This window comes from Streptomyces spororaveus, from assembly GCF_016755875.1.
In the GTDB taxonomy this organism is placed as follows: domain Bacteria; phylum Actinomycetota; class Actinomycetes; order Streptomycetales; family Streptomycetaceae; genus Streptomyces; species Streptomyces spororaveus.
On record NZ_BNED01000005.1, the window covers coordinates 5,334,401 to 5,358,073 of the forward strand.

20 protein-coding genes and 1 other RNA gene are annotated in these 23,673 nt (G+C 72.9%); 18 read left to right on the forward strand and 3 right to left on the reverse strand.

Translation table 11 applies throughout. The features are described 5' to 3' along the window. Positions 1-17: 17 nt before the first annotated feature. The gene (locus Sspor_RS26455; protein ID WP_202201357.1) at positions 18-209 is read right to left on the reverse strand and encodes a hypothetical protein; all 192 of its coding nucleotides are present in this window, start codon (positions 207-209) and stop codon (positions 18-20) included. A gap of 235 nt (positions 210-444) precedes the next feature. Between Sspor_RS26455 and ftsE the strand changes: the two genes are divergently transcribed. From ftsE to ssrA, 5 genes are all read left to right on the forward strand, one after another. Beyond that, positions 445-1,134 carry a cell division ATP-binding protein FtsE gene (ftsE, locus tag Sspor_RS26460; protein ID WP_030011324.1) on the forward strand — a complete coding sequence of 230 codons (690 nt, stop codon included), beginning with the start codon at positions 445-447 and terminating at the stop codon, positions 1,132-1,134. 17 nt (positions 1,135-1,151) lie between these two features. Beyond that, complete coding sequence (gene ftsX, locus Sspor_RS26465; RefSeq protein WP_202201358.1) at positions 1,152-2,123, forward strand: permease-like cell division protein FtsX; 972 nt, start codon at positions 1,152-1,154, stop codon at positions 2,121-2,123. 139 nt (positions 2,124-2,262) lie between these two features. Then, a complete protein-coding gene (locus Sspor_RS26470) occupies positions 2,263-3,381 on the forward strand; it encodes a S41 family peptidase (protein ID WP_237404035.1) in 1,119 nt (372 codons plus the stop codon). Positions 3,382-3,399: 18 nt separating this feature from the next. Continuing rightward, positions 3,400-3,885, forward strand: a complete 486-nt coding sequence (gene smpB / locus Sspor_RS26475) for an SsrA-binding protein SmpB (protein ID WP_030724210.1) — start codon at positions 3,400-3,402, stop codon at positions 3,883-3,885. Positions 3,886-3,967: 82 nt separating this feature from the next. Then, positions 3,968-4,356: a transfer-messenger RNA gene (gene ssrA, locus Sspor_RS26480) on the forward strand. Between the two features lie 65 nt (positions 4,357-4,421). Here ssrA and Sspor_RS26485 read toward each other — a convergent pair. Next, positions 4,422-5,642, reverse strand: a complete 1,221-nt coding sequence (locus Sspor_RS26485; protein ID WP_237404379.1) for an MFS transporter — start codon at positions 5,640-5,642, stop codon at positions 4,422-4,424. A 97-nt stretch (positions 5,643-5,739) separates the two neighbouring features. Here Sspor_RS26485 and Sspor_RS26490 point away from each other — a divergent pair, with 97 nt between their 5' ends. The 8 genes from Sspor_RS26490 (at position 5,740) to Sspor_RS26525 (ending at position 15,626) form a co-directional block, all read left to right on the forward strand. After that, positions 5,740-6,702 (forward strand): LysR family transcriptional regulator, encoded by a 963-nt coding sequence (locus tag Sspor_RS26490; RefSeq protein WP_202201360.1) that lies wholly within the window; start codon positions 5,740-5,742, stop codon positions 6,700-6,702. 98 nt (positions 6,703-6,800) lie between these two features. Beyond that, on the forward strand, positions 6,801-8,171 hold the full coding sequence (locus Sspor_RS26495; RefSeq protein ID WP_202201361.1) for a nitrate/nitrite transporter: 1,371 nt from the start codon (positions 6,801-6,803) through the stop codon (positions 8,169-8,171). A gap of 94 nt (positions 8,172-8,265) precedes the next feature. After that, positions 8,266-9,438 (forward strand): uroporphyrinogen-III synthase, encoded by a 1,173-nt coding sequence (locus tag Sspor_RS26500; protein WP_202201362.1) that lies wholly within the window; start codon positions 8,266-8,268, stop codon positions 9,436-9,438. 9 nt (positions 9,439-9,447) lie between these two features. After that, positions 9,448-9,996 carry a GNAT family N-acetyltransferase gene (locus tag Sspor_RS26505; RefSeq protein WP_202201363.1) on the forward strand — a complete coding sequence of 183 codons (549 nt, stop codon included), beginning with the start codon at positions 9,448-9,450 and terminating at the stop codon, positions 9,994-9,996. 164 nt (positions 9,997-10,160) lie between these two features. Further along, on the forward strand, positions 10,161-10,721 hold the full coding sequence (locus Sspor_RS26510; RefSeq protein ID WP_202201364.1) for a CGNR zinc finger domain-containing protein: 561 nt from the start codon (positions 10,161-10,163) through the stop codon (positions 10,719-10,721). Positions 10,722-10,836: 115 nt separating this feature from the next. Continuing rightward, positions 10,837-13,143 carry a HelD family protein gene (locus Sspor_RS26515; protein ID WP_202201365.1) on the forward strand — a complete coding sequence of 769 codons (2,307 nt, stop codon included), beginning with the start codon at positions 10,837-10,839 and terminating at the stop codon, positions 13,141-13,143. A gap of 457 nt (positions 13,144-13,600) precedes the next feature. Next, positions 13,601-15,004, forward strand: coding sequence for an NAD-dependent malic enzyme (locus tag Sspor_RS26520; protein ID WP_030769711.1), 1,404 nt, complete (start codon positions 13,601-13,603; stop codon positions 15,002-15,004). A 340-nt stretch (positions 15,005-15,344) separates the two neighbouring features. Then, positions 15,345-15,626, forward strand: coding sequence for an HU family DNA-binding protein (locus tag Sspor_RS26525; RefSeq protein WP_007264399.1), 282 nt, complete (start codon positions 15,345-15,347; stop codon positions 15,624-15,626). Between the two features lie 383 nt (positions 15,627-16,009). Here the strand turns inward: Sspor_RS26525 and murA are convergent, their stop codons facing one another. Then, positions 16,010-17,353 (reverse strand): UDP-N-acetylglucosamine 1-carboxyvinyltransferase, encoded by a 1,344-nt coding sequence (gene murA, locus Sspor_RS26530; RefSeq protein WP_202201366.1) that lies wholly within the window; start codon positions 17,351-17,353, stop codon positions 16,010-16,012. 263 nt (positions 17,354-17,616) lie between these two features. Between murA and Sspor_RS26535 the strand changes: the two genes are divergently transcribed. From Sspor_RS26535 to Sspor_RS40730, 5 genes are all read left to right on the forward strand, one after another. Continuing rightward, complete coding sequence (locus Sspor_RS26535) at positions 17,617-18,177, forward strand: YqgE/AlgH family protein (RefSeq protein ID WP_202201367.1); 561 nt, start codon at positions 17,617-17,619, stop codon at positions 18,175-18,177. A gap of 29 nt (positions 18,178-18,206) precedes the next feature. Further along, on the forward strand, positions 18,207-18,491 hold the full coding sequence (locus tag Sspor_RS26540; RefSeq protein WP_063754862.1) for a DUF3039 domain-containing protein: 285 nt from the start codon (positions 18,207-18,209) through the stop codon (positions 18,489-18,491). Between the two features lie 173 nt (positions 18,492-18,664). Continuing rightward, positions 18,665-20,302, forward strand: coding sequence for a beta-N-acetylhexosaminidase (locus Sspor_RS26545; protein WP_202201368.1), 1,638 nt, complete (start codon positions 18,665-18,667; stop codon positions 20,300-20,302). A gap of 319 nt (positions 20,303-20,621) precedes the next feature. Next, positions 20,622-21,506 (forward strand): FAD binding domain-containing protein, encoded by an 885-nt coding sequence (locus Sspor_RS26550; protein WP_202203877.1) that lies wholly within the window; start codon positions 20,622-20,624, stop codon positions 21,504-21,506. Next, positions 21,503-23,635 carry a 2Fe-2S iron-sulfur cluster-binding protein gene (locus tag Sspor_RS40730; RefSeq protein WP_272934850.1) on the forward strand — a complete coding sequence of 711 codons (2,133 nt, stop codon included), beginning with the start codon at positions 21,503-21,505 and terminating at the stop codon, positions 23,633-23,635. Before Sspor_RS26550 ends, Sspor_RS40730 begins: the two co-directional genes overlap by 4 nt. Positions 23,636-23,673: the final 38 nt, after the last annotated feature.

Consider the following 23,673-nt stretch of genomic DNA (forward strand, 5'->3'; position numbering starts at 1 on the left):
GGACACCCTCAAGGCCTCTAGGCGGTGTGCTGGGCCACCAGTGCCAGAGCTGTCACGAGGATCACCATGAGCACGATGAGCGTCACGGGATTCAGGCCGGAGAAGGGGCCCTCCTGCTGGAGGCGCTCCCGGTTCGCCCGGCACACCGGGCAGCGGCCCTGGCTGACGGGTGCGGCGCAGTTCGCGCACACGAGCCGGTCATATGTCATGCGCTCCTCCTCTCGTCCCCTCGGTCTTCTGCTGCCTATAACGGCACGGGGAACCAGACCGTTCCCCCTACCACTGTGCCAGCTTCGCCGACATTCGGCGCGGCCCGTCCGGGCAATCACGATCCCGGGCGCCCGGACCCCGGGATAAATCGGGCAAGTCCGGAGGCCGGGTCCACACCTCGCGCCCGTTCGCGTATGGTCACGCACACCTACTCCCGGCGACCGTGGTGCACCCGTGATCCGATTCGACAGTGTCTCCAAGTCCTACCCGAAGCAGAGCCGTCCCGCACTGAGGGAAGTCTCCCTCGACATCGCGAAGGGCGAGTTCGTCTTCCTGGTCGGCTCCTCCGGCTCCGGCAAGTCCACCTTCCTGCGGCTCATCCTGCGCGAGGAGCGGGCGAGCCACGGCCAGGTGCACGTCCTGGGCAAGGACCTCGCCAAGCTCTCCAACTGGAAGGTTCCGCAGATGCGGCGCCAGCTGGGGACCGTCTTCCAGGACTTCCGCCTGCTGCCCAACAAGACGGTGGCCGAGAACGTGGCCTTCGCGCAGGAGGTCATCGGCAAGCCGCGGGGCGAGATCCGCAAGGCCGTCCCGCAGGTCCTCGAACTCGTGGGTCTGGGCGGGAAGGAGGAGCGGATGCCGGGCGAGCTCTCCGGCGGTGAGCAGCAGCGCGTGGCCATCGCCCGCGCCTTCGTCAACCGCCCCGCCCTGCTGATCGCGGACGAGCCCACCGGCAACCTCGACCCGCAGACCTCGGTCGGGATCATGAAGCTGCTGGACCGGATCAACCGGACCGGCACCACGGTGATCATGGCCACCCACGACCAGCAGATCGTCGACCAGATGCGCAAGCGCGTCATCGAACTCGAACAGGGCCGACTCGTGCGCGACCAGTCGCGCGGCGTCTACGGCTACCAGCACTGAAAGGTCCCTGAGACGCAATGCGCGCCCAGTTCGTCATGTCGGAGATCGGCGTCGGTCTCCGGCGCAATCTCACCATGACCTTCGCGGTCATCATCTCCGTGGGTCTCTCCCTGGCCCTGTTCGGCGGCTCCATGCTCATGAGCGAGCAGGTGAGCAAGATGAAGGGCTTCTGGTACGACAAGGCCAACGTCTCGATCTACCTCTGCAACAAGCAGGACGCCGTGGAGGCGAGCGAGGCCGCCGCCAAGAAGGCCGACGGCTCGGCGGCGGTCTCCACGGGCGTCACCACCTGCGCCAAGGGTGCGGTGACCGAGGAGCAGAAGAAGCAGATCGAGTCCGAGCTCAAGCAGATGTCCCTGGTGAAGTCCGTCGCCTACGAGTCGGCGGACGAGGCGTACAAGCACTACCAGGAGCGGTTCGGCAACACGGCACTCGCCTCCTCCATCACCCCGGACCAGATGCAGGAGTCCTTCCGGGTCAAGCTGAAGGACCCGGAGAAGTACAAGGTCGTCACCTCCGCCTTCGTCGGCCGTGACGGCATCCACACCGTCGACGACCAGCGCCAGGCCATCGACGATCTCTTCCGGATCCTCAACTACCTCAACATGGCGGCGCTCGGCATCATGCTGATCATGCTGATCGTGGCGCTGCTGCTGATCGTCAACACCGTGCGCGTCTCCGCCTTCAGCCGGAGGCGTGAGACGGGGATCATGCGGCTGGTGGGCGCCTCCAGCTTCTACATCCAGGTCCCGTTCATCATGGAGGCGGCCGTCGCCGGCCTCATCGGTGCGCTCTTCGCCTGCGGCATGCTGGCCTCCGGCCAGTACTTCGTGATCGACCACGGCGTCGGCCTGCGGGACAAGATCCAGCTCATCGACTTCATGGGCTGGGGATCGGTGCTGGCCAAGCTCCCGTACGTGCTCTTCATCGGCCTCCTGATGCCCTCCCTGGCCGCCTTCATCGCCCTGCGCAAGTACCTGAAGGTGTGACAAGCGCCCCGTGAGCGGTACGGCCAACCACCCGTACCGCCGCGGGGCTTGTCCTAGACTCGGCGCCATGCTGGGCTTGCCGAGTATTCCCGCCTTGTGTCTCCGGCCCCGCGACCTGCGTCGCGGGCCCGTTCTGACGATGGCCTTCCTCACCGCCGTCGGCGTCGGTGCGTACACCGGCTGCTGGGACCGCGAGGAGGGCGCCGCGGCCGCCGCGGCGCTGTCGGGAGCCCCCGCGCCCGAGGCCCCGCACGAGTCGGGCACCGCCGACCGCGAGGCGGTCGCCCGCGCCGTCGCCGAGGCCGTCGCCGAGGGGAAGTCCGGGAAGAAGGCGGCCCAGGAGGTCGTCAGCCGCAGCGGCGACCGCTGGGGCACCGTCTACGACCAGGGTGAGTACGCCGCCTTCGCCGAGGGCCTCGACGGCCGCTGGACGGGCGTCGGAGTGTGGGCCGGGCGGGCCCCCGACGGCGTCATCAAGGTCGACCGGGTCCAGCCCGGCAGCCCCGCGGCCCGGGTCGGACTGCGCGCAGGGGACCGGCTGCTGAGCGTCGACGGGCACGCCGTGACCGGCCTCGCGGTGACCGACGTGGTCGCCCTGCTGCGCGGCGACGCCGGCACCCCCGTCGTACTGAACCTGAGCCGGGACGGCGCCGACCTCACCGAGACCGTCCGCCGCGAGCAGCTGCGTACCGAGCCGGTGACCGTACGGCAGCGCCCGGACGGGGTCACGGTCATCAAGGTCGCCTCCTTCACCCGTGGTTCCGGCGAGCGCGTCAAGGCCGCCGTCCGCGCGGCCCCGACCGGCGAGGGGGTCGTGCTCGACCTGCGCGGCAATCCGGGCGGCCTGGTCACCGAGGCGGTCACCGCCGCCTCCGCGTTCCTCGACGGCGGGCTCGTGGCCACCTACGACGTACGGGGCGACCAGCGGGTCCTGTACGCGGCCAAGGGCGGGGACACCACCCGGCCGCTGGTGGCACTGGTCGACGGCGGCACGATGAGCGCGGCCGAACTGGTGACGGGCGCCTTGCAGGACCGGGGCCGGGCGGTGGCGGTGGGCAGCCGGACCTTCGGCAAGGGCTCGGTGCAGATGCCGACCGAACTCCCGGACGGCTCGGTGGCCGAGCTGACGGTGGGCACGTACCGCACACCGGCGGGCCGGAGCCTGGACGGCGACGGCATCACCCCGGACGTGGCGGCGGGCGAGGCGGTCGAGGAGCGGGCCGTCACGGTATTGGGTGGCCTCGGGGTGGGTCCGTAGTGCGAAAATGACCGCACTATGGCTAAGGAAAAAGGGCGCAAGCTGATCGCCCAGAACAAGAAGGCGCGGCACGACTACGCGATCCTCGACACCTACGAGTGCGGTCTCGTGCTCACGGGCACCGAGGTCAAGTCCATGCGCCAGGGCCGGGCCTCGCTGGTGGACGGCTTCGTGTCGGTGGAGAGCGGGGAGGCCTGGCTCTACAACGTGCACGTGCCGGAGTACAGCCAGGGCACCTGGACCAACCACAGCGCCCGGCGCAAGCGCAAGCTCCTCATGCACCGCGAGGAGATCGACAAGCTGGAGCGCAAGGCGGACGAGGCGGGTCACACGATCGTGCCCCTCTCGCTGTACTTCAAGGACGGCCGCGCGAAGGTCGAGATCGCGCTGGCGAAGGGCAAGAAGGAGTACGACAAGCGGCAGACCATGCGGGAGAAGCAGGACACCCGCGAGACGAACCGGACGATCTCGGCCATCCGTCGCAAGCAGCGCGGCACGGTTTAATCACCTGGCACGCGGTGGTCCACTTCGCGTACCATGGCGTCAGCACCGCCCCCCGGGGTGGAGCACTTTGTTAAAAAAACATGGGGATGATCGGTTTCGACAGCGGATGTCGATGCAGGGGAAGCGAGCCGAGGAAGCGGCAATGATCTCGCTAACCACATGTCGCAAACAATAATCGCCAACTCCAAGAGCGATAACTCCCGCTTCACCCTCGCTGCCTAATAACAGTGAGCTGAAGCCTCTGTGAGGAGCGTCAGCCCGGAAGTGGTCCCGGTCCGGATCCTGGCGTCAATGAGGGATCTAAACCTCTAGCCCCGGTCACGGGGGTTGGAGGGAAATCAAACAGTGACTGAGCCCGTCGGAGACTTGTCCGTGTGATCTCCGGGGCCGAGAAAAGCGCAGCGGACTGCGCTCGGAGAAGCCCTGCTTCTGCACCGTTGGACGCGGGTTCGATTCCCGCCATCTCCACTCATCCCATGTGGGCACAGGCCCCGCGGCCTCAAGGCTGCGGGGCCTTTGTCATGCCGGCTGCCGTATCACCTGGTACGCGTGACGGTCGCGAGAGCCGCGAGGGCCGCTGCCGCCGGGAGGGCGTAGGACGCCGACGGGCCCAGGTGGTCGACCAGGGTGCCGGCCGTGGCCGCGCCCAGGGAGATGCCCGCGAAGATGGCGGTGACCGCGAGGGTCATGCCCTCGTTGAGGCGGCCCTCCGGGGTGAGCGCGTGGACGCGGGACATCGCCGTCACCATCGTCGGGGCCGTGGCCATGCCCGCCAGCAGCAGGGCGAAGGCCAGGGGGAGCAGGGAGCCCGTGGCCGCCGCGAGCCAGGGCAGCGTCATCGCGCCGGCCATGGCGGCCAGGCAGGTGCGCAGGCCGAGCGGGCGCATCGTGCCGTAGAGCAGGCCGGCCGCACAGGATCCCGCCGCCTGGAGGGCCAGCACCGGGCCGGAGGCGGCGCCCAGGCCCAGGGCGCCGAGGTGGGCGATCGAGGCGATCTCCATCGAGCCGAAGACCACTCCCGTGGCGAAGAAGAGGGGCAGCAGCGGGCTCAGCGCCCGCAGCGGCGAGCCGCGCCGGGGACCGGCCGTCACCGGGGGCTGGGTGGCGCGGCAGGAGGTGAACACCAGCATGCCGGTGAGCAGCAGGGCGGCCGCGGTGAGCGTGCCGGCCTCGGGGAGGACGATCGAGCACAGGAAGGCCGCCAGGACCGGGCCGAGCATGTAGCAGAGCTCGTCGGCGGCCTGCTCGAAGGACATCGCGGTGTGGTGCGCGGCCGGGGAGTCGCCCAGCAGGTGCGTCCAGCGGGCGCGGGACATCCCGCCGATGTTGGGGGTCGTCGCGGTCGCGGCGTACGAGGCGAAGAGGGTCCAGGCGGGGGCGCCGGTACGGACGCAGACGACCAGGGACAGCGAGCCGAGGACCGCGATCAGGGTGGCCGGGACGGCGACCCTGGCCTGGCCGTGCCGGTCGACCAGCCGGGCGGTCCACGGCGCCACCAGCGCGGTGGCGGCCAGACCGGTCGCCGTGACCGCGCCGGCGAGGGCGTACGAGCCGCGCTGCCCGGCGATCATCATGACCGCGCTGACCCCGAACATGCCCATGGGGAGACGGGCGATGAGGTTTCCGGCGGTGAAGCCGCGGGTGCCGGGCCGTGCGAACAGGCGCCGGTAGGGGGCCAGCGGGCCGCGAGGGGCCCGGGGAGCGCGGGCGGGGGCGGGCGGGGCGGCCAGGACGAGGGTGGTGCCGGTGACGGTCATGAGGGGCATGACCACCACCCTCGGCCCGGACCGGGCGAACCGTCCAACACCTGTTCGGAGGTCATTCACGCCGATCTGTTGTTAGTCTCCGGGGGTGATGCCCCGTGATGTGGATCCCCGGCTGCTGCGCGGGTTCGTCGCCGTGGCCGAGGAGCTGCACTTCACCCGGGCCGCCGCCCGGCTGTACGTCGCCCAGCAGGCGCTGAGCCGGGACGTACGGCGACTCGAAGAGGCCCTCGGCACCACGCTGTTCGTCCGTACCACCCGTGCCGTCGAGCCCACCCCCGACGGGGAGCGGCTGCTGCCGCTCGCCCGGCGGGTGCTGGCCGCGCACGAGGCGGTCGCCGCCGCCTTCGCCGCGCCCCGGCCGCTCCTCGTCGACCTGAACACCGACGGGCCGAGCACCGCGCGCACCGTGCTGGAGCGGGCCCGGGAGCTGGCCCCGGACTGCGAGCTGATGGCCCGCTGGGAGAGCGGGCTGACCCACGCCGCCGCCGAGGTCGTCGCCGGACGCCTCGACGTCTCCTTCGGGTACGCCGACGGGCTGGACCCGGTGTGGCGCTCGCGCATCGCGCACCGGCCCGTCCGGTACGAGCCGCTCGCCGTGCTGCTGCCCGAGGGGCACCCGCTGGCCGGGCTGTCGCCCGTACCGCTGGACGCGCTCGCCGGGGAGACCGTGTACGCGGGCGCCGGGAACCCGCGCACCCTGGAGTGGACCGGACTCGCCCGCGAACTCTTCGCCGGGCGGGGCATCCGGATGGCGCCGCCCGCACCGGTGGCCATCGGCAAGGACGAGTTCCGCCGGGTCATGGCCAAGACCGGCCATCCGGTGCTGGTGACCGTCGACTTCGTCGACATGCCCGGGTCCGTGAAACGGCCGCTGGCCGACCCCGTACCGCTGTCCCCGCTGTCCATGGTGTGGCGGAAGGGCTTCAGCCACCCCGGGCTCGAAGCCCTGCACCGGGCGGTGGCCGACCTCGGTGCCGCACGCGGCTGGCTCGACGTGCCCCCGGCGAGCTGGCGCCCGGCCGCGCTCACAGGCGCCCCCGGCGGCGGGTGAGAGCAAGGTTTCCCGGCGGTCATCCGGCGGGGACCAGGGCGGAAACGCGCCGTTCCTACGGTCGTTCCACGGACGCGAGAGAGCTGTGGAGGCGTGTGATGACCGGTACGACCGCACCGCGCAAGGGGGGCCGCTGGATCGAGCGGTGGGACCCCGAGGACGAGACCTTCTGGAAGGAGACCGGCGAGCGGACCGCCCGCCGCAACCTCGTCTACTCCGTGTTCTCCGAACACATCGGGTTCTCCATCTGGTCGCTCTGGTCCGTGATGGTCCTCTTCATGGGCCCCGCGTACGGGATCGACCCCGCCGGGAAGTTCTTCCTGATCGCGACCGCGACCTGCGTGGGCGGCCTCGTACGGGTGCCGTACACCTTCGCCGTCGCCCGCTTCGGCGGCCGGAACTGGACCGTCTTCAGCGCCGTGCTGCTGCTCGTGCCGACGGTCGCCGCGATCGTCGTGATGGAGCCCGGGACCTCCTACGGGACCTTCCTGGTCGTCGCCGCCCTCACCGGCGTCGGCGGAGGCAACTTCGCCTCCTCCATGACCAACATCAACGCCTTCTTCCCGCTCCGCAAGAAGGGCTGGGCGCTCGGCCTGAACGCCGGCGGCGGCAACATCGGCGTACCCGTGGTGCAGCTGGCCGGGCTCCTGGTCATCGCGACCGCCGGGGCCGCACACCCCCGGTACCTGCTGGCCGCCTACATCCCGCTGATCGTGACCGCGGCCGTCCTGGCGGCCGTACGGATGGACAACCTGGCGCCCGTGCGCAACGACACCGGCGCGGTCCGCGAGGCCCTCCGGGACGCGCACACCTGGATCATGGCCTTCCTCTACGTCGGCACGTTCGGGTCCTTCATCGGATACAGCTTCGCCTTCGGCCTCGTGCTCCAGACCCAGTTCGGCCGCACCCCGCTCCAGGCCGCCTCGCTGACCTTCATGGGACCGCTGCTCGGATCGCTGATCCGGCCGGTGGGCGGGGCCCTGGCCGACCGGTTCGGCGGGGCGCGCATCACGCTGGGGACGTTCGTGGCGATGGCGGCGGCCACTTCGGTGGTGGTGTTCGCCTCGCAGCGGTCCTCGCTGCCGGTCTTCCTCGTCGGGTTCGTGGCCCTGTTCGTGCTGAGCGGCCTCGGCAACGGATCGACGTACAAGATGATCCCGGGCATCTTCCAGGCGAAGGCACTGGCGCGCGGCATGAGCGGCGAGAGCGCGGCCGCGTACGGACGGCGGCTCTCCGGCGCCTCCATGGGACTCATCGGGGCGGTCGGCGCGCTCGGCGGACTCGGCATCAACCTCGTCTTCCGGGAGGCGTTCCGCACCTCCGGCTCCGGAACGACGGCCTTCGTCACCTTCCTCGGCTTCTACGCCCTGTGCTGCGCGGTCACCTGGGCGGTATACCTTCGCCGCCCGGTGGCCCCGGTGATCCACACAGTCGGCGTCGAGACGAAACCGCAGCTCACGTCGGTGTAACCGGGGCGAAATACGGGTGAACCGAGTCCGACACGACGTGTGGGCAGACTCGGTTCACCCGTACCGCCCCCCATGCGTCTCTAGGCAGGTCACGATGGACACGAACGCCGGCCCGCTCGCGGGCTTCACCGTCGGGGTCACGGCCGCCCGGCGCGCGGACGAACTGATCGCGCTGCTGCGCCGCCGCGGGGCGGCGGTCCTGCACGCGCCCGCCCTGCGGATCGTGCCGCTCGCCGACGACAGCGAGCTGCTGGCCGCGACGAAGGAACTGATCGGCTGCGCACCGGACGTGGTCGTGGCCACCACCGCCATCGGCTTCCGGGGCTGGATCGAGGCGGCCGACGGGTGGGGAGTCGGCGAGCAGCTGCTGGAACGGCTGCGGGCCGCCGAACTCCTGGCGCGCGGGCCGAAGGTGAAGGGCGCCATCCGGGCCGCCGGGCTCGTGGAGACCTGGTCCCCGGACTCCGAATCGCTCGCCGAGGTACTGCAGCGGCTGCTGGCGGACGGGGTCGACGGCCGGCGGATCGCGCTCCAGCTGCACGGGGAGCCCCTGCCCGGCTTCGTCGAGGCGCTGCGGGCCGGCGGGGCCGAGGTGGTGGTGGTCCCGGTGTACCGGTGGATGGCGCCGGAGGACATCGCGCCGCTGGACCGGCTGCTGGACGCGATCGTCGGCGGCGCGGTGGACGCCGTCAGCTTCACCTCGGCGCCGGCGGCGGCCTCGCTGCTGTCGCGGGCCGAGGAACGGGGGCTGCGGGAGGCCGTCCTGGACGCGCTGCGCGGCAGGCTGCTGGCCGCGTGCGTCGGGCCGGTGACCGCGCTGCCGCTGCAGGCGCACGGGGTGGACACGGTGCAGCCGGAACGGTTCCGGCTGGGACCGCTGGTGCAGTTGCTCTGCAAGGAGCTGCCGGCCCGGGCGCGGGTGCTGCCGGTGGCCGGGCACCGGGTGGAGATCCGGGGCCACGCGGTCCTGGTGGACGACGCGCTGCGGCCCGTACCGCCCGCCGGGATGGCCCTGCTGCGGGCGCTGGCGCGGCGGCCGGGCTGGGTGGTGCCCCGCGCGGAACTGCTGCGGGCGCTGCCGGGCGCGGGGCGGGACGAGCACGCCGTGGAGACGGCGATGGCCCGCCTCCGGGTGGCCCTCGGGGCCCCGAACCTGATCCAGACGGTGGTCAAGCGGGGATACCGGCTCTCGCTGGACGCGGGCGGCGAGGCCAAGTACGGGGAGGTCCCGGCGGACGCGGTGACGGCCAGGGGTGTCCTCGGCTAGCGTGCCGGGATGATCATTGACGGGGTGGAGATGAGAGGCGTCGAGCTCGGCGACGCCGCCGGGCTGGCCGAGGCGTTCGCCCGGAACCGGGCGTTCATGGCGCCCTTCGAGCCGGTCCGGCCGGACGCCTTCTACACGGAGGACGGCCAGCGGGAACGGATCGAGGGCGTCCTCGTGGAACGGGACGCGGGGCGGCTCGTGCCGTACGTGTTCGTCGAGACGGCCACCGGGGCGCCCGTCGGCGCGATCAATCTCGGCTCGATCGCGTACGGGCCGCTGTGCAGCGGCGGCATCGGGTACTGGGTCGACCGGGCCTGGCACGGCAAGGGCCTGGCCACGGCGGCCGTGGCGGAGGTCTGCCGGGTAGCCCGCGACGAGCTGGGCCTGCACCGGGTGGAGGCGAGCACGCTGGTCGACAACCTGGCGTCGCAGCGGGTGCTGGCCAAGGCGGGCTTCGAACCGTTCGGCCTCGCGCCGCGCTACCTCCACATCGACGGCGCCTGGCGCGACCACCGCCTCTTCCAGCGCCTCCTCCACGACCGGCCTCCGGCCGGCTAGCCGTTCCGCTGCCGCCGGGGCCGGATCGTGTAGCCGGATTCGCCGGCGAGGACTGGGTGGGGCTTCGCGCGAGCGGGACGGTGGACCCACCGGTTCGGGGGCTTCCGCTGTGACCCGCCGGGCGGCAATCTGGTACGGCACCCCCACGACGGGAGGCTGACGGCATGCGGTTCGATACCGGGCGGGTCTGTCTGGACCTGGTGGCCACCTTCACCCCCCACGAGGGCATCCCGGACGGTGACGAGCTGCGGCTGTGGCTCGCCGGCGCCGGCCTGGTACCCGACCGGACACCGCTCGCCCGGGTCGGGCCCGACTGGGCGGCGGCCTTCCGCTCCCTGCGCGCCGACGTGGAAACGCTCGTACGGGCGGAGCTCGTCGGCACCGACCCCGACGAGAACGCCCTCGCCCGGGTCAACGCGCTGGCCGCCGGACCACCCCCGGGGCTGTGCGCCGTACGGGACCAGGAAGGACACCTCGTACGGGAGTTGTGCGGCGGCGTGGAGTGCGGCGCACTGCTCGCGGCCGTCGCCCGGGACACCGTGGAGCTGCTGACCGACCCCGGCGACCGGGCCCTGCTGCGGGCCTGCGCGGGTGACGGCTGCACCCGCGTCTACCTGGACACCTCCCGCGGCCACCGGCGCCGCTGGTGCTCCAGCGAGCGCTGCGGGAACCGGGAGCGCGTGGCCCGGCACCGCCGCCGGGCCCTCGCGGCCGGGGCGGGGTAGGGGTGCCGGTGGGAGACGTACCACCCTGCGAGACCGGTTCCGGAACGGGCGTGCGGACAGGGGGCCGGTTCGCGTACGGTTGACGGTCGCCCATGCACGTCAGAAGGGGGCCTTGGTGGCCGCGCAGAATGCCGCTGTCGACAGCACGGCGGATTCCGTCCGCGATCGGGAGATCGCGGTCGAGCAGACGCATCTCGACCAGGTGTACCGACGCCTTGAGGAGAAGATCCACGAGGCCGAGTTCCTCATGAACGACGCCGCCAAGCGCGGCCAGGTGGGTACGCCCGGCGCGCTCGCCGAGCGCGACGCGCAGGTCTTCCGGGCCGGTATCCACCTGAACCGGCTGAACAACGAGTTCGAGGACTTCCTCTTCGGCCGCATCGACCTGGTGCTCGGCAAGGACGGGGAGCGCGGCGCCGACGGCGCGTACACCTCCGTCGAGCCCGCCGACGACGCGATCCGCGAGGACCTCACCGCCGACATCGCCGAGACACTGCACATCGGCCGCATCGGAGTCCTGGACTCCGACTACGCGCCGCTCGTCATCGACTGGCGCGCGCCGGCCGCCGCGCCGTTCTACCGCTCCACGCCCAAGGAGCCCGGCCGGGTCGTGCGCCGCCGCGTCATCCGCTCCAAGGGCCGCAAGGTGCTGGGCGTCGAGGACGACCTGATGCGCCCCGAGGTCACCGCCTTCCTCGACGGCCGGGAACTGCCCGCCATCGGCGACGGCGCGCTGATGGCCGCCCTCGGCCGGGCCCGCACGCACTCCATGCGCGACATCGTCTCCTCGATCCAGGCCGAGCAGGACCTGGTCATCCGGGCCCCCGCCGCCTCCGTCGCCGAGGTCGCGGGCGGCCCCGGTACCGGAAAGACCGCCGTCGCCCTGCACCGCGCCGCCTACCTGCTCTACCAGGACCGGCGCCGCTACTCCGGCGGCATCCTGATCGTCTCGCCGACCCCGCTGCTCGTCGCGTACACCGAGGGCGTGCTGCCCTCGCTCGGCGAGGAGGGCCAGGTGGCCATCCGGGCGCTGGGCTCGCTCGTCGACGGCGCCGAGGCCACCACCTACGACTCCCCGGCCGTGGCCCGCATCAAGGGCTCCTCCCGGATGCTCAAGGTGCTCCGCAAGGCCGTACGCGGCGCGCTGGAGCTCGGCGGCGCCCCCGACCGGCTGCGCGTGGTGGCCTTCGGCCGCCGCCAGGAGCTGGAGGCCGACGAGCTGAACCGGATCCGGCAGAACGTGCTCGGCGGCACCGCCCCGGTCAACCTGCTGCGCCCGCGCGCCCGCAAGCTGCTGCTCGACGCCCTCTACGCGAAGTCCGGCGGCGCCGGCCGGCACAGCGACCCGGAGCTGGCCGCCGAACTGCGCTCCGCCTTCGACGAGGACATCTCCACCGAGGACGCCTTCATCGGCTTCCTGAACGCCTGGTGGCCCGAGCTGACCCCGCGCACGGTGCTCGCCGCGCTCGCCGACGAGCGCCACCTCGGCCGCTGGTCGCGCCGGGACCTCAACCCGCGCGAGAGCCGCCAGCTGGCCCGCTCGCTGCGCCGGGTGGGCCCCGACGGCAAGGGTCCCCTGTCGGTGCACGACGTGGCGCTCCTCGACGAGCTCCAGCAGCTGCTCGGCGCCCCGGCGCGGCCGAAGCGCAGACGGGAGATGGACCCGCTCGACCAGCTCAGCGGGCTGGAGGAGCTGATGCCGACCCGCGAGGAGACCCAGTGGGAGCGGGCCGAGCGGCTCGCGGCGGAGCGCACCGAGTACGCGCACGTCATCGTCGACGAGGCCCAGGACCTGACCCCCATGCAGTGGCGGATGGTGGGCCGCCGGGGCCGGCACGGCACCTGGACGGTGGTCGGCGACCCGGCGCAGTCCTCCTGGACGGACCCGGAGGAGGCGGCCGCGGCCCGGGACGAGGCCCTGGGCTCCCGGCCGCGGCGGCGCTTCACGCTCACGGTGAACTACCGCAACCCGGCCGAGGTCGCCGAGGTGGCCTCCCGCGTGCTGCGTCTGGCGATGCCCGGCATGGAGCCGCCGTCGGCGGTGCGCTCCACGGGCCTGGAGCCCCGTTTCACGGCCGCCGGCGGCGATCTCGCCGCCGCGGTCCGGGAGGAGACCCGGCTGCTGCTGGAGCAGGTGGACGGCACGGTCGGCGTGGTCGTGGCGATGGACCGGCGCGCGGAGGCCGCGGGGTGGCTCGCGGACCTCGGCGAGCGGGCGGTGGCGCTGGGCAGCCTGGAGGCCAAGGGCCTGGAGTACGACGCCACGGTGGTCGTCTCCCCGGCGGAGATCGCGGACGAGTCCCCGGCGGGTCTGCGGGTGCTGTACGTGGCGCTGACGCGTGCGACGCAGCAGCTGACGGTCGTCTCGGCCGAGCGGGACAAGCCGGACGCGGACGGGGTGGCGGAGCTGCTCCTGCCGTAGGGGCTGCCGGTGGACCGGCCGCCCGGGGCCGGGTACGTCCGGATGGGCGGCGGCCGGGAGCGTGGTGCTCCGATACGTACGCGAGCAGGGGGATCACATTCGGCGATCCTTTGTTAGCCTGGGTACGGCACCGACTCGATCCAAGCCCCCGGGCCCAACCTTCGTCGCTCAGAGCGACCACTTGCCGCGAGGCGAGCATGGCGGGTCGGTGTCGTCAGCGTATGAATCACCAGGTCCGCGTCCCCCACCAGTGGGGGGCGCGGACCTGTTTCGTATGACCCCACCATTCCGAACGCTCCTGGTATCTCGTATGGTGGAAGAGTCTTTCCGAATTTTGTAGCTGGTTACCTTGTACTGGCTGGTAGGTGGGACGATCGGACAACAGGTCCTGCCGCACCTGCTGTGCAGCGGGGCTCTGTGTGTTACAGCGAACCAGGGACAGAAGAGGAACACGGCCATGGCAACGGCGCCCAGCGTCTCGTATTCGATGACGGTCCGTCTGGAAGTGCCCGCGAGCGGAACCGCGGTCTCCCAGCTCACCACCGCCGTGGAGTCCTCCGGCGGATCGGTCACCGGCCTCGACGTGACCGCATCCGGCCACGAGAAGCTCCGGATCGACGTGACCATCGCCGCGACCTCCACCGCGCACGCGGACGAGATCGTCGAGAAGCTGCGCGGCATCGAGGGCGTCAGCCTCGGCAAGGTCTCCGACCGCACCTTCCTGATGCACCTCGGCGGCAAGATCGAGATGGCGTCCAAGCACCCCATCCGCAACCGTGACGACCTCTCCATGATCTACACCCCGGGCGTGGCCCGCGTGTGCATGGCGATCGCCGAGAACCCCGAGGACGCGCGCCGCCTCACCATCAAGCGCAACACCGTCGCAGTCGTGACGGACGGCTCCGCCGTGCTGGGCCTGGGCAACATCGGCCCGATGGCCGCCATGCCGGTCATGGAGGGCAAGGCGGCCCTCTTCAAGCGCTTCGCCGACATCGACGCCTGGCCGATCTGCCTGGACACCCAGGACCCCGACGAGATCGTGGCCGCCGTGAAGGCCATCGCCCCCGGCTTCGCGGGCATCAACCTGGAGGACATCTCCGCGCCGCGCTGCTTCGAGATCGAGGCCCGGCTGCGCGAGGCCCTCGACATCCCCGTCTTCCACGACGACCAGCACGGCACCGCGATCGTCGTGCTCGCGGCGCTCACCAACGCACTGCGCGTGGTGGGCAAGGCAGTTGGCGACGTCAAGGTCGTCATGTCGGGTGCCGGCGCGGCCGGTACGGCCATCCTCAAGCTGCTCCTCGCCGCGGGCGTCAAGAACGCGGTGAGCGCCGACATCCACGGCGTCGTGCACGCGGACCGCCCCGACCTGGTCGACGCGGCCGCGGACTCCCCGCTGCGCTGGATCGCCGACAACACCAACCCCGAGGGCTACACGGGCACGCTGAAGGAAGCCGTGGTCGGCGCCGACGTGTTCATCGGCGTCTCGGCCCCGAACGTGCTCTCCGGCGAGGACGTCGCCGCGATGGCGGAAGGCGCGATCGTGTTCGCGCTCGCGAACCCGGACCCGGAGGTCGACCCGGCCGTCGCCCGCCAGACCGCCGCCGTCGTGGCCACCGGGCGCTCCGACTTCCCGAACCAGATCAACAACGTGCTGGTCTTCCCGGGTGTCTTCCGCGGTCTGCTGGACGCTCAGTCCCGCACCGTGAACACGGAGATGATGCTGGCCGCCGCGAGCGCGCTGGCGGACGTCGTGGGCGAGGACGAGCTGAACGCGAACTACATCATCCCGTCGGTGTTCAACGACAAGGTCGCGGGCGCGGTCGCGGGCGCCGTCCGCAAGGCCGCCGCGGGGGCCTGAGCCCCGCTGTGACGGCCCTCACGGCGCTCCGATCCCGGCGCGTCGCGGGATGCGGGCCCGACGGGCCGCCTCTAGGGTTGCGGGGATGCCCGCGAGGTCCGCGGTCCGCAGCGGCGTGTGAGCGACGGCGTGGACGGAGCGTCACCGCGGCGTGACTGTGGCGCTTTTCGTGTGACCCCGACGGGTGCCGGATTGGCTTTCCCGCCGCTGGTGGGGGCAGGATGCGTAACCGGGCGAGAGGGTCTGACGTTCAGACCCGGGTCCGGGGACTGTCCTAGGGCCCTGGCAGCATCGGCTTCGATCTCACGCCTCTAAGGCAAGTTGAACACGGGAGTACAACATGAACCGCAGTGAGCTGGTGGCCGCTCTGTCCGAGCGCGCCGAGGTGACCCGCAAGGACGCCGACGCCGTTCTGGCCGCGCTCGCCGAGACCGTCGGCGAGATTGTCGCCAAGGGCGACGAGAAGGTCACCATCCCCGGCTTCCTGACCTTCGAGCGCACCCACCGTGCCGCTCGCACCGCGCGCAACCCGCAGACCGGCGACCCCATCCAGATCCCGGCCGGCTACAGCGTGAAGGTCTCCGCGGGCTCCAAGCTCAAGGAAGCCGCCAAGGGCAAGTAAGTCCTGCCCCGGCGCCGAAGGCCGCGCAGGCCTTTGGAACGGCAGTAGTACGCAGAACGACGATGGGCGGTCACCCCCGGGCGGGGTGGCCGCCCTTCGGTCTGTCCGGGGCCGGACGGGCCGGGGCCGCACCCGAGCCGCCCCGCGGGCCTGGCAGGCCCTGTGAGGGCCCGTCAGGGGCCTGGCGGGGCCCACGTATGCCCGCGGCATGTCCCGCCGGACCGCCGGCGGCTCCGTACGGGCCTCACGGGATCCGTGCGGCCGCCGTACGGGCCTTCGGGCCCGGCCGCGGCGGGCCCGGGGTACGCGGAAGCCCCCCGGCCCTGTGGGGGACCGGGGGGCTTCCGCGTACGCGAGCCGCCGCGACGTGCGCGCGGCGGGGCTCAGACGAGCTCGCCGCCCGGCAGCTCGACCTTCGCGCCGAGTTCCACGAGCTTCTCCATGAAGTTCTCGTAGCCGCGGTTGATCAGGTCGATGCCGTGGACCCGCGAGGTGCCCTCGGCGGCCAGGGCCGCGATCAGGTACGAGAATCCGCCGCGCAGGTCGGGGATGACCAGGTCGGCGCCCTGCAGCTTGGTGGGGCCGGAGACGACCGCCGAGTGCAGGAAGTTGCGCTGGCCGAAGCGGCAGGCGCTGCCGCCCAGGCACTCGCGGTACAGCTGGATGTGAGCACCCATCTGGTTGAGCGCCGAGGTGAAGCCGAGCCGGGACTCGTAGACCGTCTCGTGGACGATCGACAGGCCGGAGGCCTGCGTCAGGGCCACGACGAGCGGCTGCTGCCAGTCGGTCTGGAAGCCGGGGTGCACGTCCGTCTCCAGCGCGATGGCCTTCAGCGGGCCGCCCGGGTGCCAGAAGCGGATGCCGTCGTCGTCGATCTCGAACGCCCCGCCGACGCGGCGGAAGGTGTTCAGGAAGGTCATCATCGAGCGCTGCTGGGCACCGCGCACGTAGATGTTGCCGCCGGTGGCGAGCGCCGCGGAAGCCCAGGAGGCGGCTTCCAGGCGGTCCGGGAGGGCCTTGTGGTTGTAACCGCCGAGGCGGTCGACGCCCGTGATCCGGATCGTCCGGTCGGTGTCGACGGAGATGATCGCGCCCATCTTCTGCAGGACGCAGATGAGGTCCTCGATCTCCGGCTCCACCGCGGCGTTGCTGAGCTCGGTGACGCCCTCGGCCAGGACGGCCGTCAGCAGCACCTGCTCGGTCGAGCCGACCGACGGGTAGGGGAGGCGGATCTTGCAGCCGCGCAGGCGCTGCGGGGCTTCCAGGTACTGGCCGCCCTCGCGCTTCTCGATGGTCGCGCCGAACTGGCGGAGCACGTCGAAGTGGAAGTCGATCGGCCGGCCGCCGATGTCGCAGCCGCCCAGGCCCGGGATGAAGGCGTGGCCGAGCCGGTGCAGCAGGGGGCCGCAGAACAGGATCGGGATGCGCGAGGAGCCCGCGTGGGCGTCGATGTCGGCGACGTTCGCGCTCTCGACGTGGGTGGGGTCGAGCACGAGCTCGCCCGGCTCCTCGCCGGGACGGACCGTCACCCCGTGCAGCTGGAGCAGCCCGCGGACGACGCGCACGTCACGGATGTCGGGAACGTTGCGCAGCCGGCTGGGTTCGCTGCCGAGCAGAGCGGCGACCATGGCCTTGGGCACGAGGTTCTTCGCACCACGGACACGGATCTCGCCCTCGAGCGGGGTACCGCCGTGGACAAGCAGTACATCGTCACTGATGCCGGTCATGAATCTCGCGTTCCGGAGAGGGGTGGGCAGGGGGCCAGGGAAAAGGGTAAGGGCCATCACCCCCTTGTTCGTAAGGCCGACGTGGCCGTAGGACTGTCATGAATTCGGCACAACACCCTCCGTATCCACCACATGGCGGAGTGTTGCGTTCCGCCTACTCCGTCCGTGCGCGCTCCTCGCTGCTGCCGTGCGCCCTGAGCTGCGATCGATCCGATCTTCCCGCCCGCTCCCCGGAATCGGCCGATGTGCGGGATCATGGCGGCATGACCGAGGTGTCCTCCCTCACAGGGCGGCTGCTCGTGGCCACCCCCGCCCTCGCGGACCCGAACTTCGACCGCGCGGTCGTGCTGCTGCTCGACCACGACGAGCAGGGCTCCCTCGGCGTGGTCCTGAACAGGCCGACCCCCGTGGGCGTCGGCGACGTCCTGCTGCCCTGGGCGCCCCTGGCCGGCTCCCCCGGGGTGGTCTTCCAGGGCGGGCCGGTGGCCATGGACTCGGCCCTGGGCCTGGCGGTGATCCCGGGCGAGGAGGGTCCGCTCGGCTGGCGCCGCGTGCACGGGGCGATCGGGCTGGTCGACCTGGAGATGCCGCCGGAGCTGCTGGCGGCGGCCCTGGGCGGCCTGCGGATCTTCGCGGGCTACTCCGGCTGGGGCCCGGGCCAGCTGGAGACGGAGCTCGGCGAGGGTGCCTGGTACGTGGTGGAGTCGGAGCCCGGGGACGTGTCCTTCCCGGACCCGGAGCGGCTGTGGCGGGCGGTGCTGCGCCGCCAGCGGAGCGAGCTCGCGATGGTCGCCACCTATCCGGACGACCCGTCGCTCAACTGACGGGCGCGGGGTTAAGTACCCTGGGTTCCATGAGCACTCTTGAGCCCGAGCGCGGGACTGGCACGGGGACCCTCGTAGAGCCGACGCCGCAGGTGTCGCACGGTGACGGCGACCACGAGCGCTTCGCCCACTACGTCCAGAAGGACAAGATCATGGCGAGCGCGCTCGACGGGACCCCCGTCGTCGCGCTCTGCGGCAAGGTCTGGGTACCGGGCCGGGACCCGAAGAAGTACCCGGTCTGCCCCATGTGCAAGGAGATCTACGAGTCCATGGGCCCCGGCGGGGACAAGGACAAGGGCGGCAAGGACCAGTAGTCCGGCCTCCGGCCCCTCCTTCTTCCGCGGGACCGAGACCCCCGGCGCGCCACCGCGCGTCCGGGGGTCTTTGCCGTGCCCGCACGGCGCGTTAGGGTCTGCGCGACGAGCGCCCTGCGGAACGAGCGTTGCGCAGGACGCAACAGGCGCACGCAGTCGTGAAGGGCTCACGCATGGACCTGATCCCCGCACCCCGGATCGCACTTCCCGACGAGGCCGGGCGCCGCTTCCCGTTCGGGCCGCAGCCGGTCCTGGACGCCGGTCCGGGAACCGGCACGGCAGCGCGCTGGCTGCGGCGCGAGCTGGGGGCCGCCACCGGCTGGGAGCTGCCCGCCGCCGCGGCCGGCGTCACCGCCGAGCTGCGGCTGCGCCTCGACCCGGACGGCGCGTGGGACCGCGGGCCGGAGTCGTACCGCATCGACATCGGCCCGGACGGGGCGGAGCTGACGGGCGCCTCGCCGGCCGGACTGTTCTGGGGCGCCCAGACGCTGCGTCAGCTGCTCGGACCCGACGCGTACCGCAGGGCGCCGCTGCCCGGCCGCACGTGGAGCCTGCCGTACGCCTCGGTCGTGGACGGCCCGCGGTTCGGCTGGCGCGGGATGATGCTGGACGTGGCCCGGCACTTCATGCCCAAGGACGGAGTGCTGCGCTACATCGACCTGCTCGCCGCGCACAAGCTCAACGTGCTGCACCTGCACCTGACCGACGACCAGGGCTGGCGGATCGAGATCAAGCGCCACCCGCGGCTGACCGAGGTCGGCGGGTGGCGCCCGCGAAGCCGGTGGGGCCACCGGGCCTCGCCGCTGTGGAACGAGACCCCGCACGGCGGCTTCTACACCCAGGACGACATCCGCGAGATCGTCGCGTACGCCGCCGAGCGGCACGTCCGGGTGGTCCCGGAGATCGACGTGCCGGGGCATTCGCAGGCCGCGATCGCCGCGTACCCGGAGCTGGGCAACACCGACGTCGTCGACACCGCGGCGCTCGGCGTGTGGGACGACTGGGGGATCACCGAGAACGTGCTCGCGCCCACCGAGGCGGTGCTGCGGTTCTACGAGGGGGTCTTCGAGGAGGTGCTGGAGCTGTTCCCGGCCGAGGTCTCACCCTTCGTGCACGTGGGCGGGGACGAATGCCCCAAGGCGCAGTGGAAGGCCTCCGCGGCCGCGCAGGAGCGCATCCGCGAGCTGGGCGTGGACGGGGAGGATGGGCTGCAGTCCTGGTTCGTCCGGCACTTCGACGGCTGGCTCACGGCGCGCGGGCGGCGGCTGATCGGCTGGGACGAGATCCTGGAGGGCGGCCTCGCGGAGGGCGCCGCCGTGTCCTCCTGGCGCGGCTGCGCGGGCGGGATCGCCGCCGCCGAGGCCGGGCACGACGTGGTCATGTGCCCCGAGCAGCAGGTGTACCTGGACCACCGGCAGGCGGGCGGCGCCGACGAGCCGATGCCCATCGGGTACGTGCGCACGCTGGAGGACGTCTACCGCTTCGAGCCGGTGCCGCCGAAGCTGTCGCCGGAGGCCGCCGCCCGGGTGCTGGGCGCGCAGGCCAACGTGTGGACCGAGGTGATGGAGAACCAGGACCGGGTCGACTACCAGGTCTTCCCGCGGCTGGTGGCCTTCGCCGAGGTGGTGTGGTCGTGGCAGCCCGAGCCCGGGGAGCGCGACTTCGCCGGGTTCGAGGGGCGGATGGCCGCGCACTACGCGCGGTTGGCCGCTCAGGGGGTCGATTACCGGCCGCCGGGCGGGCCGTTGCCGCGGCAGCGGCGGCCCGGTGTGCTCGGACGCCCGATCGAGGGCGCGCCCCCGAACGTGTGACACGTGGAGGACGGCGCCGACCCGAACCGAAAGGGAACGGGAGCGGAACTCTGCCTCAATTTCCCCCGATACGGGGAAAACCGGGCAATCGGGGAGGAGGGTCGCCGAAGGCGGTGCGACAGGGCCGTACGGCCCGTACGGGGCACCGCGCCCGGGGCCGGACGCAGGGGGCGGACCCTCGCGCCGGGCGGGCCGGAAGATGTGCCAGAGTTGCCACGTCCCGGCGGTGAGCACGTACCGTACGGCGGAACAGGCGTGAGCGCCGGAACCGGGACATCGGGAAGGGGCAGCTGGGTTGACCACGCACGCACCGCACGCACTGGATTCACCTCAGGGGCCGCACGGCCCGCAGGCGGCGCAGTCCGTGACGCTGCCGGCCTCGCTCGACGAGGCCGTGGCGGCGCTCACCGCCATGCCCGCCGCCGTGCCGGTCGCCGGCGGCACCGACCTCATGGCCGCCGTCAACGCCGGGCTGCTGCGGCCCGCCGCGCTGGTGGGCCTGGGCCGGATCAACGAGATCCGCGGCTGGCAGTACCAGGACGGCCACGCGCTGCTCGGTGCGGGCCTCACGCACGCCCGGATGGGACGGCCGGATTTCGCCGCTCTGATCCCCGCGCTGGCGGCCGCGGCCCGCGCCGCCGGGCCCCCGCAGATCCGCAACGCCGGCACCCTCGGCGGCAACATCGCCACCGCCGCGCCGACGGGTGACGCACTGCCCGTGCTGGCCGCGCTGGAGGCCGTACTCGTCATCGTCGGCCCGGTCGGGCAGCGGGAGATCCCGGTGTCGTACCTGCTGGCCGGGCGGGACATGCTGCGGCCCGGCGAGCTGATCGGCTTCGTACGGGTGCCGCTGCTGCACGCGCCGCAGGTGTTCCTCAAGGCCACCGGCCGTACCGGGCCGGGGCGCGCCGTGGCGTCGGTGGGGCTCGTCCTCGACCCGGCGCGCCGGGGCGTGCGCTGCGCGATCGGCGCGGTCGCCCCGATGCCGCTGCGGCCGCTGGAGGCCGAGCAGTGGGTGGCCTCGCTGATCGACTGGGACGGCGGGCGGACCCTGGCCCCCGAGGCGCTGGAGGCCTTCGGTGAGTACGTCGCGGCCGCGTGCGTGCCCGACCAGGGCGAGCCGGTGGCGCCCGGAGTACTGCATCTGCGGCGGACGGTGGCCGTGCTGGCGCGCAGGGCCCTGGGGAGGGCACTGACCTCATGAGCGAGAACGAGAACGAGAACGTGACCCAGGGGAACGGCACGGCGGGCTGGGGCTGGGAACCGGTCCCGCAGGGCGGCGAGTACGACTCGGACGCCACGGCCTTCGTGAAACTGCCGCAGGACATGCTGGACGCGCTCGGCACCGGGGAGCCGCTCGCGGCGCCCGGGCACGGCTACGTGCCGCCGCCGATGATCGTGCCGCTCGGCTCGGCCAGTACGGATCCGGCGGCCACGGGGACGTGGACGATGCCGGTGCAGTGGCCGGAGGCGGGCGCGGGCTCGGCGCAGGCCGATCCGGCGGGCGCGGGTGCCGAGGGTGCGGGTTCCGCCGGTGCGGGCCAGGGCCAGGGCTCCGGGTCCGTGGGCGGGCCGATCCCGGCGTCGATCCCGATCCCGGCGTCGGTCGCGGCGGCGTTCGCCGAGACGGAGCCGGAGCAGCCGGTGACCGACCCGAGTGAGACCGCCGAGTGGCGCTTCCCGGAGGCGGCGCACGAGCCCGAGCAGGCCGGCCCGGCGACCGGACAGTGGGCCGTGCCCGAGTTCGGGGAATTCCCCGAGCAGCCGAACGACTACCGGCCGGGCGCTCTGGACGCCGACTGGAGCCAGGCCCCGGCGACGCTGCCGGGCGGCGCCCCGGCGCCGTGGGCGTACCTGACGCAGCAGCCGGCCGCGGACCCGAACGCGGACGCGGGTGCGGGTGCGGGTGCCGGTGTGCTCCCCGGTACGGACGAGGCCGCCGCCGCTTCGGCCGCCGCCGCCGCGACCGCGCATGCCGCCGGGCGGCTGCTCGGCGGGCCCGGCGTGGGCGCCGCGGGGCGGGGGCCGCGGGTACTGGGCGGACCCGGGGTGGGCACCGCCCTGCCCGAGGGCGAGCCGGTGCACCAGGCCCCGCACGACATCGACGCCGCGCACGGCCCGGCGGGGGAGCAGGCCGAGGGTGCCAGGGCCGCCGACCACGCGGGCCGGGGCGAGTACGCCGGGCACGCGGGGCACGCGGTCCAGGGCGAGTACGCCGCGCAGGGCGAGTACGCCGGGCAGGGCGAGTACGCCGGGTATGCGGAGCAGGGCGGCACGGACGGCCGCGGCTTCACCGCCGCCTCCCTCGACGCCCGGGCCGCCGCCGAGCGGCAGCCGGCGGCTCCCGCCGGCCTGGACCTCTTCGGCGGGGTGCGCGCCCAGGCGCCGGCTGCCGGGCCCGCGCAGCCGGACGGTACCGACGGCCACGGCTTCACCGCGTTCGGCCACGCTCCGGAGCCCGGCCCCCAGGCCGCGCAGGACGCCGCGCACGAGGCCGCGCAGGAGGCCGCGCACGAGGCGGAGGCCGTCGCTCCGGCGCCCGGCCCCGCGAGCGGGGACGGGCCGGCCGAGCAGGAGCCCCCGGCCGACCGGACGCCGGACGCGGACACCGCCGACAGCGCCGGTGCTCTCCCGGACCAGGGCACCGCCGAAGGTCTCCCGGCCGAGGTGGCGGCGTACGAGGAAGAAGCGACCGCCGGGGCCGTCGCCCATCACGAGCACCCGTCGGCCTCCTACGTCCTGCGCGTCAACGGCGCCGACCGGCCGGTCACCGGCGCCTGGATCGGCGAGTCCCTCCTGTACGTGCTGCGCGAGCGCCTCGGCCTCGCCGGCGCCAAGGACGGCTGCTCGCAGGGCGAGTGCGGCGCCTGCGCCGTGCAGGTCGACGGCCGGCTCGTCGCCTCCTGCCTGGTACCGGCCGCGACGGCCGCCGGCAGCGAGGTCCGCACCGTCGAGGGTCTCGCGACCGGCGGGGAACTCTCGGACGTGCAGCAAGCGTTGTGCAGGTCGGGTGCGGTGCAGTGCGGGTTCTGCGTACCCGGCATGGCCATGACCATCCACGACCTGCTGGAGGGCAATCACGCCCCCAGCGAGCTGGAGACCCGTCAGGCCCTCTGCGGCAACCTCTGCCGCTGCTCCGGCTACTCCGGGGTCGTCGACGCCGTGCGCGAGGTCGTGGCCGAGCGCGAGGCGGCGGCCGCGGAGCCCGCGGCCCCGAACGCGGGCACGGGCGGTCCGGGCGGTCCCGGCGGTCCGGGCCAGGGACCGGAGCCGCGCATCCCGCACCAGGCAGCGCCCGGCGAGGGCGGCATCCACCACGGAGGCACGGCGTGAGCGGGCAGGACGCGGCGACGGCGACGACAACGGTCGGC